Genomic DNA, 12,061 nt, shown 5'->3' with positions numbered 1-12,061 from the left:
CGGGTGCGTAGTTGATGAGCTGGTCGGTCCCAACACCACGGCATGCACACGACACGAAGTGAATCTCCCCGGTTGTGTTGGACACTCCGATGGGCGTCTGAGAGGGCTCGTCCGGCCCCCGGTTGCCCCCGCGCAGGGTAGGGGTTCAGAGGCGGCCGCGGGGTGTTGAAGGGCGTGCGGGGGCACATCGACTGCGGGCCCGCACGGTCACGGGACGGCAAAGTGCTCTGTGAGGTCGCGCCCCACCTGTACTCGCCTTGTATTGGGGAGCACACCAGGAGCACACATCGCCCGAAAACACAGCGAGGACCTCTTCTGAGGTCCTCGCGCACCCCGTCTGACCTGGGGTTTTATGGCGCACCCGGCAGGATTCGAACCTGCGACCATCGGATTAGAAGTCCAGTGCTTTCGTGCCTCTACGTGTCACATGATGACGTTTCATCCCTATTCATCCGATCACCGCCATTGTTTCGTGTCAAGAGGTGCCGCCCGGTGCCGTGCCAGTTCGGAACTGCGGAGCACGAACGGAGCACACACCGGCCCCTGGTGGCATCCGATGGCACCTCGCGAGGTCCTCGCCGACCGCTCGTCCGCGGGGACCATATCGAGTGCCGTCCCGACGTAGCTCTTGCGCCCGGGCCCCTGCATCTTCGCTCCGGTCACGGCTTTGCGCGGGGAAGTGTCTTCGCGGTATCGCACAGTTGGTGAACATGGTGACCCAACCCGTGCTCCACCGCGTGCGCGACTACTACTGGGACTGCATCCTGTGCGAGGACTGCGAAGGCTACGACGGCGACTACGATCACCTCGCCGGTGACGATCCCTTCTTCGCTGCGGATGACCAGGTCACCGTTCAGGTGGTCAACAGCCGCATGGTGGACCCCCAGGACGCCACCGTCGAACTGAACGTGTACGTCCATACGGCTCCCGTGCCCTCGTCCGACCACGCGTCCGTGATCGTCCTGCCTTCAGTGGTTCTTGCGCTCGGCGACGCCGACCGTTTCGACGAGGTGTCCCTTCGTCCCGGGCGTTGGCTACTGCAGGTCGATCTGGACCCCGCCGGTCGGACGAAGCCCGATGGGTGAATATTCACCTGTCTCCTGCGGACTCCCGTTAGATGCCTACTTCGGCTCAGACTCCAGTGGGGGCAGGATCGCCTCCCAGCACGTGGTACACCAAGACCGCCACCGAACCTGGTGCGGGGAACTCTCTCATCCTGCCCCTCCGCCTTGTAAGGGATCGGTAGTCGCTCCTGCCCCAGGCGCTCGTGGTTGGCCGAAAGCGGTCATGGATTCCTTCGGAGATCCAGGTCGCGAGCTGTCACAGCCAGGGAGGACACATCGCGTCTGGTACGGGGAGGTAACTTTTAGCAATAAAAGGAACGCTTGCGACACACGGTTCACGGAAGCCGTATCGCCTCAGAGGAAGGTCACGTTTCAGATGAGCGGCGGAACCGGTGCGAATCCGAACGAGGCGCGGCAGGGAGGTGAGGACGCCGAGGCTCTGGCCACGGCGATGGCCGGGCTGGCCGACGCGTTCGACCTGACAGTCGATGATGCGATCCGGGTGGCGGGGGAGGAGGTCGTCGAGGCCGGGTGGCGTTCCTTCCGCGAGCGTCACCTTCAGGGGTTCGTGGACGTGCAGGGGCACGGGTTGCAGTTGGCCGACAACATCCAGGCGGGAGCGAGCGAGGTCGCTCTCAACGACCTGGAGAGCTCCGAGGATCTGTCCAGCGCCGCGCAGGACGTGCCGCCCGGTCTGGGCAACGTCAACTTCTACTGAGACCCAGCCCCTTCCCCGTATCCGCTTCCCCGATGAGGAACCCCCGTGGCTTCTTTCGACCTCTCCCTCACCCTGCGCACCACTGATGCGATCCCCGCACTGATCCGAGCCCGGACCACCGACTTCGAGGAGCTGGACGCCCGCGTCTTGGGTGATTCCGAGAACCTGCAGGCCAGCCTGGACGGCGCGGCCGGGCAGTTCACGAGCATTCTGGCGTGGGACATCAGCACTTTGGCCGCCGAGGACCAGCAATTGTGGGTGGACGCCGCCGTGGCGCTGACCTACGCCGCTGATGTCAGTGACATGTGGGCCGATTACGTGGAGGAGTTCCGCGACGGTCGCGAGGAGCTGCTGGAGGAGTGGCACTCGGCAGTCACTGACCGTGAAGGGCGGGTCCCGGGAGAGTACGCCTCCAGCCATATCACACTGACCTTCCCCGAACGCAAAGGGTTCTGGAGCGACGAGAACACGTGCAGGGACCTGTACGACGAACTGGTCGAGAAGCGCACCAGCATCCAGGGGCGATTCGACACCCTGTGGACCATCTACCAGGAGCACGTCGAGGAGATCGGCGACATGCTGGAGGAGGGCGCCACCAAGGTCAACGTCCAGAAACTCATCGACGGCGGGCATGCTAACTGGGCGTACTACAACCTCGACCCGAACCACTACACGATGCTGGTTGATGGTCGGGAGTTGACCGAGGAGAACGCCCAGGAGTGGGCGGGCGAGTTGTCGGAATACTGGTCCGGGGACAAACCCATCGATGACCGGTACCACGAACTCATGATCATGCTGGGCATGATCACCACCAACGCGATGCAAGCCCAACAGGGGGGCACAGGGTATCGCGAAGAGGAGATGGACTTCCTCAAAACGTTCTACGCGGAACTGGAAGAGGGAAATCACAACGGGGTCATCGGGATCCCCGATCAGATGGAGCTGGGACAATTTTCCCAGGACAACCGTGAACACGCCCTCGGGATCCTGGGAGACGGGCTTCTGGCGCTGTCCGATCACCGGCTCGGAGGAGGGTACTACGACCTTCCCGAAAGCGTGCAATTCGCGGCGGAAGAAGGATTCCTCATGGCCTCCGGAGGCGGCGCCTCCGGATACGGAACGAACAGCCTTGCCGAACTGCTCCGATACACCAGCGACGATATGGAGGCCGGATACGGGCTGTCCAACACACTGACGATGTCGATGGGCATGTTCGCGGCATCCGACGCGGTCGAGGGCATGAACCACTCAGAGGATGACATCACCGCCCTCCTCGACGTGTCCACTCGGAACAGAGACGCCAACCACGACCTGCTCACGGGCGAATACGTACATCCTTTGTTCGCCGACACGGAGAAGGTGGACGGGGAGACGACCTACCCAACCCTGGAAGCGAACGGGTTCGATACGCCTCAGGGCATGATCGACCACGTGCTCGAGGGGTTGTTCACCTACGACTGGAACGACGACGGCGAATCGGCGAGCGGGCTCTTCGACTGGATCGCCGAGGACACGATGAACGGCACCCCGGAAGAGCAGGAGCGAGCCGGACATGCTGCGGCGGGGTTCATCGAGACGGTCACGCGCCCGGAACTCTTCGCGGCCTTCACTGGTGTGGAGAATACCGACGGTGGAGCAGACATCCCCATGGGGGAGGTGAACCCCGACGTCGCGCTGAGCATGGCAGAGGTGTTCCACGCCTACGTGGACGATTTCGGTGTGGGCACTCAGGAGTCCGAGGGCGCCCAATTCCACACCGATGCCAGTCCGAACCAGTTCGCTTTCGCTCCGGACGGGAATGTCCTCCTGGTCGGTGACATGAACCGGGTCAGGTTCATGGAACTGGTCATGGGCGACACCGAGGCGGCGTCCAACATGTACGCCTCCATCGAGGGCAGGAACGCCATCGTCCTCAACGACGCTCTGGAGAACGGGGAGTTCTCCGAGGAGACCGTTCGCTCCGGAGGTCGGCTCACGAACCTCTTCGAGTCCGCTTTCGACAACTATGCCACGGGGAGATACGGGCTCGGAGAGGAAGCTTACCAGCAGGAGATCGACATCAAGAAGAGAGGATGGGGTGTCGTGATCGGTTCCGTGGCCGGCCCCATTCCTTACGCCGGCGGTCTGGTCGGTGATGGCGGAAAAGAGATCGCCAACCACCTGATCGAAAGCAACGCCGATATATATTCCAGCCTCTCCGATGTTGAGGGGGAAGTGTCCGGGGAAGACATCCCTCAATACAGCAGAGATGTGCTTCATCTCGACATTCAACTTCAGCTCGTGAACGATATGGTCGAGCGTGGTGAGATCGACCCGTCGAGTCTCCCTGAGGAAATTCTCAGGGAGGACGGTTCTGTGGCCCGATCCTACGAGGAGGTGGACGCCCGTGGGAGCAGCCCCTCTTCCTTCAACGAGCTCGTGGCCGACGAGGTTCTCGATGGGGACAGTGAGAAGCTGGCCAGGGAATACGCCGAGCAGTTCGATGATGGAAACAGCTCGTTCGCAGGAGGGAACCTTCGGGCGGACGACACCACTGAGTACGACACTCACATCAACCCCGAACGTCGAAACTGACATGGCATGTCGGAGCCCGAGGATGAATCCGTAGAACCATGAAGACTGTCCGTAGATCCCTGCTCGTGTCGGGAGGCCTGATCGGCCTCCTGCCCCTGCTCCTCCATCTGGTCCTCACATGGGTCGGAACGCCTCATGTGTCGGCTCCGTCGTATGTGCTCTACGGGCCCTTGGCCGCCACGGTGCTGTTCGTGGTCGCCTGGCTCCGGGACGTGCGATCGAAAGCCGATGAGGCCTCGACGATGAGATCCGTCCTGCTCTGGACGACCCTGGGGACCGCGGTCCTGGTCGTGGCCGTCGCACTTTCCCACATGAGCGGCTACGCGGAGGTCGAACTCTTCCCCGGAGAGCGGTACCGGCTCATGCCGATCGTGGTGGCCACCGTCGCGGTGGGCGGGCTCCAGGTGCTTCTCGCGGCGGCCGCGATCCTGCTCGACCGCAGGGAACACGCCCTTCCCGGTGGGACGGTGGCGGTGTCCGTGGCGGTGGTGGTGGCACTGGTGGTTCCCGCCGGAGCGGGCGTGGTGGCCGAGAGGGCGCTCCGGCCCCCGCATCTGGGAGTGGAGCATCTGGTCGCGGGCACTGAGCCCGCGCCCCGGGAGGTTCCCGCCGGGGTCGAGGGGGTGCCGCGTGTCCTGGATCTTCCTCTCGGTGCGGTCTGGGAGGTGGAGGCCATCGCCCCGGGTGTGTTGTTCGAGCTCAGCGACGGGGTGATGGTGGTGGACCCCGTCACCGGTGACGAGCTGTGGCGGTACCGTTCGCCCGGATCGGACACTCGGACCCTGGTCGCCGCGGACGGGGGCTCACTTGTCGTGGAGGAGTACCTGTCCTCGACCGATGACGACCCCGATCCCACGACGGTGCGGGTCACCCTGGACGCGACGAGCGGCCGGGTCCTGCACCGTTCGGAGGATAACCAGAGGCTCCTGGCCGACGAGGTCTCCCCGGTGGCACACGACTCCCAGAACGCGAAACCCCTGGAGGGCGAGAGCGTCGTTGTCCGGACGCAAGCGCAGGTTCCGCTGGAGGTGTACGGGGCGTCCTCGGGCGCCCTGCTGTGGAGCTTCGAGGAAACCCCGGACTGTGTCCCAGATGGAGAGGATTCTGTTCTCGACCTCGAGGTCACCCAAGAGTTGGTCCTCGCGGCGCTCCTCTGCCGGGACAAGGCCGTTCCGGCGGTGCACGCCTTCGACGCGGTTACCGGTGACCTGGTGTGGACGCACGAGGCCGGGAATGCGGACGGCCTCGCAGGCAGCGCCCTCACGGTCTCCTCCGACGGCTCGTTGCTCTACCGCTACGACGTCCATTCCGACGCGTACTCCACCGTCGACACCCGCAACGGTGAGGAACTCGCCTCCGGAACGTGGCAGGACCCCCGTCCAAGCGGGGAACAGCTGGAGGAGGACCTCTGGGAGAACGTAACCGGGGCCGGAGTACTCCTGGGGTCGGACCCGACCTTGACCCTCACCGACAGCTATGGAGTACCCGAGCACACGCTGGAGCTTCCCGCGACGGACGGGCAGCGAAGGCTCGCCGTCACGGACGAGGAACTCTACGCGGTCCGATGGCCGAGCAGTGGTGACCGGGAGGTGGAACTGACGATCCACCCTTGGGACGGCGCGGCTTCCCGCACGGTCGAGAACGTCCTGGGCCGGGAGCTGTCCGAGAAGGAGGGGGCCGGGGTCCGTGTGGTTCCGGGGGGCGTCATCGTGTACGCGGTCGACTCTGGCAGGATCACCGCCGCAGTGGCGGTGACCTGAGTCCCGGCGTGCATCGGTACCACCTCTCATCACCGGGTAATCCTCAGACCTGCTGGGGGGTGGCTCGATCGGTTCCGCTCCACACCGGCTGCTCCTGACCTCCTCTCGGGGAAGACTGGTGTCAGGGGTGTTGGTCATGCCTGGATCGGGTTCGGTGTACAAGCGGTGCGGGTGCCGCGGCACCAAGGGGACGAAAGCTTGGGAGGGTCGGTGTCCTGGGCTGCCGCGGCGGGGGCATGGGAGCTGGTACTTCTCGGTGGAGCTGGAGCACGCTCCGGGCGGGAGGCACTGGGTGCGTCGTGGCGGGTACGCCTTCCGTCACTCCTGTGAACCGGGTAGCTGTCGAAGGTGATCTTTGGAAGCCTGCGGGGTTCCCCCGGCTCGTAGGGGTCAGTGGACTTCGTTCTTCATCAGGATGCGGAAGTGGTGCGCTCCGAATTGGGGAAGCTCGGTTGTGGACAAGCCGCGAGGCGAGTCGATCGCCGATTACCGTGGCCGTATGAGCGATGGAATCCGATGGATCGGCGAACACAGCAGCCAGCGCCCGAACACGCGCGTCCCGGGGATGCTCGGTGGTATATCCCTCACCGCAGCCCGTGACATCGACGCAGAAGACTTTCTCACCTTGCTCGGTGCGGAGCCCCTACAACTCGACGAAGGTTATCTGTTCAAGGACCGGAGATCAGTGACTCTTCCTGACGGGGTGGACTCCAGGAGCGTCAAATACGCCATGTACGGCTCGTGCAAGGATTGGGTGTACGTGCTGGAGGACTGGGGCATGGCGACCTGGCACCTGCACCGTTACGGCGGCCCACTGACGCCCGTGCTTGCCGGAGTGTAAACTGTCTGCCTGAGCAATAACAGTCATGACCCACCCCCCCGCATTGCTCTCACCACTCCCGAAGACCGCATCGTTGGCGCAGAGTTCGGGGAAGACACGGGCTGCGGATCAACGCTGGATGACGCACTGCAAGCGGCCGGGGCGGTCTTCCCGTCCGTGCGAGACATGCCAAGAGACGAGGCTGAACTGTACTGGGAGCGGCATATCGAAGAGCTCCCGGCGGCGGTGTTTTCTGCGGTGAAGTCCTACTGCGGACTATCCATCGACCGGGCCGCGGTCGAAGTCGGCGACCTTCCCGTGGCCGTTCTCTTCCCGCTGACCTGACCCTTGCAAGTGGCATGTACCGGGTCTTGTGGGGCCGTGTTTTCGGATCCTGTGGCATGTGTCGGGATCGCCGCCCCTCACTTGTCTTCTTCGAGCACGTCTGTGTGGGATGAGACTGGTCTCGGAGGTGGTGGTCGTGTCCGGGTCTGGTTCGGTGTTCAAGCGGTGTGGGTGTCGTTTGCCTGGTACCTCGAGGAAGGTCGGGGGCAGGTGTCCGCGGTTGCGGTCTCGCGGGCATGGGAGCTGGTACTTCTCGGCCGAGTTGGAGCATGTTCCGGGTCGGCGGTGCCGGGTGCGTCGTGGTGGGTTCGCTTCCCGGGATGCAGCGCGCGCGGCGCTGCGCAGGGCCCAGGGCGTGCAGACAGATGCGGCAGGTCCGGTGGTGTGGACGGTAGGGGAGTGGCTCCAGCACTGGTTGGACACTCGGACCCGGTTGCGGCCGCGCACCAGGGTCGGCTACGGCGAGCACATCGAGCGTTACCTCAAGCCCTCGCTGGGCGCAGTGCTGTTGGAGGAGTTGACACCTGCCCAGGTGCAGGAGGCGTTCGATGCGATCTCGTGCCGCACCACCCCGGTGGGGGATCGGCTTTCCCCGGCGACGGTGCGGCGGATCCGCGCCACGTTGCGGGCGGCGTTGAACACCGCGGTGCGTGAGCGGTTGCTGCCTTCCAACCCCGCTCGAGGCCTGCGGTTGGAGTCGGGGGTGGGTACGCGGCCGGTGGTGTGGACCGACCAGGCGGTGGCCGAGTGGACCCATAGCCGGATGCGGCCGGCGGTGGCGGTGTGGACGGTCGAGCAGACCCGCGCTTTCCTGGACTTCGTGTCCGACCACCGGCTGTATGCGTTGTTTCACCTGCTGGTGATGACCGGGCTGCGGCGGGGCGAGGTGGTGGAGTTGAAGGTGGTGCAGGCGATGTTGGGGCACGCGAGCATCGTGTTGACTGCGGACACCTATGCCAGCGTTCTCCCGGAGGTGGCACAGGAGGCGGCGGAGCGAACCGCGTGGCTGGTGTTGCGGGACGCCGGGAGGGCCGGTCGGCATACGAAGAGGCGGCGTGGTCGACGTGCTCTGGTGTTGGTCCCACCTGGGTCCCACCCTGGACCCACCGGCAGGACTACTCCCTCAGGCTCTGGCCAGACAAGGCTGTGACCTGGGGTTTTGTGGCGCACCCGGCAGGATTCGAACCTGCGACCATCGGATTAGAAGCCGCACCATCCGAATCAGGATGCCGTTCTGTGCCGCGTCGTGCCGTCCGGTGTCGTCCCGGTCCAAAACTGCGGAGCACAAACGGAGCACACACGGAACGTTGGCGGCGTCCGATGGCACCTCGCGAGGTTCTCGTCCATCGTCCGTTTGTCCGGGATATGTGCCCGAACGTCGTCTTGCATCAGTTTGCGAGCCAGTGTCTCCAGACCCTTGAGCTGGCCCTGACAGCGCGGTGGAGTGCCACTGCGGTATCACAGACTGGGGGACCATGGCGACCGAACCCGTGCTCCACTGCGTACGCGACTACTACTGGGGCTGCATCTACTGCGAGGACGTTGAAGGCTACGACGGGGATGACAACCATCTCTCCGGCGACGGTCCGTTCTTCGCCGTGGACGAACATGTCACGATCCAGGTGGCCAACTGCCGAATCGTGGACCCGCAAGACGCCGACGTCGAGCTGAACGTCTACGTCCATGCTGTTCCCAGGGCCTCGTCCGACTACGCGTCCGTGATCGTCCTGACTTCCGCGGTTCTCTCGATCGGTGACGCAGACGGCTTCGACGAGATCCCCCTCCGCCCTGGGCGCTGGCTGATGCAGGTCGGCCTGGATCCCCGTCGACCGGAGGAAGCCCGGTGTGTGAAGATCTATTTGTCTCCTGCAGATTCGCACTAGGTGAGGAGCCTTGTCCGAGTTCTGGTGTGTGCCGGGGATTGCCTCGCGTCACTCAAACGAGTGGGTCGCCGCTGAACCTAGGGGTCGGTTCGTGCGCTGCTATTCCTCATCGTGCTTCGGCTCTTTTTCTGCTGGCATGGAGTTCTGGAACTCTGTGCGAACGTCCCTCAACCGGCGGCCGTCCGCCACGGACCAGAAGTACCACCCGTTCGTGGCCTTCTTACGCAACGCGTGTTCGGTGGCCGAGGGTGATGTGAAGTTACTTCAGTTGATCTGGTCAAGGGCACGGTGCGTGTGGTTCGCCAGCTTCAGTCCAACCGGGGCGGGTTGGTGGAGTTGGCGCCCAAGAGCGCGGCGAGCCGCCGGATGGTGGCTCTGGACCATGCCACCACGGGTGTGTTGCGCCGCCACCAATGGCGCCAGCAACAGGAGGCCGAGGAACACGGGCAGGAGTGGAATCCGCGCGGTTTCGTGTTCACCGGGGCGCGCGGAGGCCCGTTGGCCCCTGCGCGCCTCTCGCGCCTGTTCCGCAAGCTGAACGGCGAGAGCGGGTTGCCACTGGTGCGGTTGCACGATCTGCGGCACGGGGCGGCGACGTTGGCGTTGGCGGCCGGAGTGGAGCTGAAAGTGGTGCAGGCAATGCTGGGCCATGCGAGCATCGTGCTGACCGCGGACACCTACTCCTGCGTGCTGCCTGAGGTGGCGCGGGAAGCGGCTGAGCGAACCGCGTGGCTGGTGCTGCGGGATTCTGGGCGGGTTCGTCGGTGTGCGCGAGCGCGCAGGGGGCGTCGGAGTCTGGGCCCAGCTTGGGCCCACCCTGGACCCATCAGCGCGAATTCTCGCCTGAGGTGATCTGGTTCACCCCGTTTGACCTGGGGTTTTGTGGCGCACCCGGCAGGATTCGAACCTGCGGCCATCGGATTAGAAGCATTTCGTGCCGTTTCGTGTCACCCCTTCCGATCCGCCGTGCCGTCTGGGGCCGTGTGGTGCCGCCTGGTGTCGTGTCAGTGTGGAACTGAAGAGCGCAAACGGAGCACAAACAGGCGGCTGGCGGCGTCCGATGGCGCCTCGCGAGGTTCTTGGCCAGCTGTGTGCGGGACGGGCAGAACGTCTGCATGTGATGGGTAGAGATAGGCAGGTCAGCGGGCGTGGAGTGTGTGTTTGCCGAGGTGTTCACGTCTGCTTGGAATGATTCGGCAATGTCTACTTTGAGGCTTACGCGAGGTTCGTTCGGGCTCTTATCAATATTGCTCTGATAGCCCCTATGGAACACCTGTGCGAAAAATATAGTACATCTAGGCCTAACTTCGATGGCTTGTCTGCTGAGCCTCGGAAATGTCTGAGGCTTGTGGCAGCATCCCCCACAGTGTTGGCACTCGGCACAGACCGCAAGGCGCAACCCCTGGGCGCAGTGCGGGCGAAACCACAGAACCCCTGGGAGGAAAAATGGCCGGAACACTCGGTTATACAATCTCAGTCAGGCATGTGTTTCAACGAAAATTCGGATCAGAGGAACTAGGCAAAGCCATGCGCGGATGTCACTGGTACATCATCTCGCGCAGGCCTCGCATCCGGATATTGGAAGGGACCCCTAGGATTAAAGACGGTATCCTGACTCTAGAGTTCATCGAAACCGACCCGGGCGGAAATACGACGCGGCAATTTGCTCTCGGGAGTGAGTTGGTCGACCAGGAGAAACAGTCCGTGTTCAAGGTCTACGACCAAGGCTCTTATTTCTCCCTGTGCTTCGATGGCCAGGTGATCCATGGTGACGCTTGGGCTCTTGCCTCCTTTTTCTCCGGGGCGGACTGGGAGGTGGCCAATCAGGAGGTCCTCTACATTGGGCAGGCGTTCGCCGGGGGCAATGGAAATGCATGGGAAAGGACAAACAATCACCAGAAACTCCAGATGGTATACGAGGATCATGCCAGCGATCCCTGGGACATCTTCGTGTCACCGCTTGTCTTAGAAAGTGGAAACTTCCAGAATGATGACCACATCGATGATTCAGAAAACGGGCCTTCTCTCGAAAAATACTTCAAGGATTTCTCTGGCAGAGAAGGAACGACTGCTAAGGCTTCGATTGACCTTGTCGAGCACAGTCTCATCTCCTACTTCAATCCGCCCTATAATGAACAGCTCAGAAACTGGAATGCGGCAAACCCTACCGCAGCGATGCGGAAGATGAGGGGCGCAGGTTTTCGCCTCCTCCACGTACACCTCAGTGGCTGGCAAGGACTCTCCCGTTTCTACTCAGCAGAGCGGCCCGAGCCAAGCAGGAGTCATTTCATCTCCCAGGACATCCCACCTGCGCCCCGACGGCCGGTACTCCGGGGGGTGTCAGCGCAAGAGGTGAGCGACTGGCGGGACAACGCGAAGGTTATTGAGGAAGGACCCAAATTCTTCGCCAACATGGCTGAGGGGTCCGGGGTGGAACTGTTGGCCTTCGGTGATAACGCGCCAAAAATCAGGAAGCCCGAACCCGTCAGAATCGCGAAGAGTCACCAGCCGGGGGAGGATGCAAGCCAAGAAGTGAGAGGAGAGAGTGTCAGGGCCTCACGCAATCAAGATGAGCTACACAAGAAGATCATGGACGCCAGAAGGGCTCGGTCAGCGGAGAAGGAGGCCTTGACCTACAAGGGCGAAGTAACCTACGACCGCAGATCAGGAACGATTACTATCGGACTCGATCGGGAGCGTGATCCTGTTCGCTGGAGCCTGCACGACAGGAAGGGCACTGTCGACAACGGCTTCATCCTCGGCTTCGATGGACAAGGGAAAACCAATCTCCTCCGGATCATAGCTCACCAGGCTCTGCTCTCCAAGCGCTTCTCCCCTGTTCCGTTCTCCCCCACGGGAGCGGCTCAACACTCGAGGCTGCACTGAAACAGCTCTCC

The 12,061-nt window shown here is 63.2% G+C and carries 9 protein-coding genes; all 9 read left to right on the top strand.

The features are described 5' to 3' along the window. Positions 1 to 710 precede the first annotated feature (710 nt). On the top strand, positions 711 to 1,085 hold the full coding sequence (locus NDAS_RS17135) for a hypothetical protein (protein ID WP_013154469.1): 375 nt from the start codon (positions 711 to 713) through the stop codon (positions 1,083 to 1,085). Between the two features lie 355 nt (positions 1,086 to 1,440). Then, complete coding sequence (locus tag NDAS_RS17130) at positions 1,441 to 1,782, top strand: hypothetical protein (RefSeq protein ID WP_013154468.1); 342 nt, start codon at positions 1,441 to 1,443, stop codon at positions 1,780 to 1,782. A 45-nt stretch (positions 1,783 to 1,827) separates the two neighbouring features. Then, the gene (locus NDAS_RS17125) at positions 1,828 to 4,356 is read left to right on the top strand and encodes a TPR repeat region-containing protein (protein WP_013154467.1); all 2,529 of its coding nucleotides are present in this window, start codon (positions 1,828 to 1,830) and stop codon (positions 4,354 to 4,356) included. Between the two features lie 38 nt (positions 4,357 to 4,394). Beyond that, complete coding sequence (locus NDAS_RS29590; protein WP_013154466.1) at positions 4,395 to 6,116, top strand: PQQ-binding-like beta-propeller repeat protein; 1,722 nt, start codon at positions 4,395 to 4,397, stop codon at positions 6,114 to 6,116. Positions 6,117 to 6,615: 499 nt separating this feature from the next. Further along, positions 6,616 to 6,957, top strand: coding sequence for a hypothetical protein (locus NDAS_RS29350; protein ID WP_232051695.1), 342 nt, complete (start codon positions 6,616 to 6,618; stop codon positions 6,955 to 6,957). Positions 6,958 to 7,573: 616 nt separating this feature from the next. After that, entirely contained in the window at positions 7,574 to 8,431 is an 858-nt protein-coding gene (locus NDAS_RS17110) for a tyrosine-type recombinase/integrase (protein ID WP_269473040.1), read from the top strand. Between the two features lie 325 nt (positions 8,432 to 8,756). Beyond that, a complete protein-coding gene (locus NDAS_RS17105; RefSeq protein ID WP_041552830.1) occupies positions 8,757 to 9,164 on the top strand; it encodes a hypothetical protein in 408 nt (135 codons plus the stop codon). A 366-nt stretch (positions 9,165 to 9,530) separates the two neighbouring features. Further along, complete coding sequence (locus NDAS_RS17100; RefSeq protein ID WP_376739903.1) at positions 9,531 to 10,016, top strand: tyrosine-type recombinase/integrase; 486 nt, start codon at positions 9,531 to 9,533, stop codon at positions 10,014 to 10,016. Between the two features lie 594 nt (positions 10,017 to 10,610). After that, positions 10,611 to 12,050 (top strand): hypothetical protein, encoded by a 1,440-nt coding sequence (locus NDAS_RS28645; RefSeq protein ID WP_013154463.1) that lies wholly within the window; start codon positions 10,611 to 10,613, stop codon positions 12,048 to 12,050. The last annotated feature ends 11 nt before the right edge of the window (positions 12,051 to 12,061 follow it).

This window comes from Nocardiopsis dassonvillei subsp. dassonvillei DSM 43111 (assembly GCF_000092985.1).
Lineage (GTDB): Bacteria > Actinomycetota > Actinomycetes > Streptosporangiales > Streptosporangiaceae > Nocardiopsis > Nocardiopsis dassonvillei.
This window is presented reverse-complemented; position numbering and strand designations above follow the sequence as displayed.

Excerpts from the sequence above, each read along its gene's own strand:
- NDAS_RS17135 (WP_013154469.1), top strand. The coding sequence starts at position 711 with ATGGTGACCCAACCCGTGCTCCACCGCGTGCGCGACTACTACTGGGAC.
- NDAS_RS17130 (WP_013154468.1), top strand. The coding sequence starts at position 1,441 with ATGAGCGGCGGAACCGGTGCGAATCCGAACGAGGCGCGGCAGGGAGGT.
- NDAS_RS29590 (WP_013154466.1), top strand. The coding sequence starts at position 4,395 with ATGAAGACTGTCCGTAGATCCCTGCTCGTGTCGGGAGGCCTGATCGGC.
- NDAS_RS29350 (WP_232051695.1), top strand. The coding sequence starts at position 6,616 with ATGAGCGATGGAATCCGATGGATCGGCGAACACAGCAGCCAGCGCCCG.
- NDAS_RS17105 (WP_041552830.1), top strand. The coding sequence starts at position 8,757 with ATGGCGACCGAACCCGTGCTCCACTGCGTACGCGACTACTACTGGGGC.
- NDAS_RS17100 (WP_376739903.1), top strand. The coding sequence starts at position 9,531 with ATGGTGGCTCTGGACCATGCCACCACGGGTGTGTTGCGCCGCCACCAA.
- NDAS_RS28645 (WP_013154463.1), top strand. The coding sequence starts at position 10,611 with ATGGCCGGAACACTCGGTTATACAATCTCAGTCAGGCATGTGTTTCAA.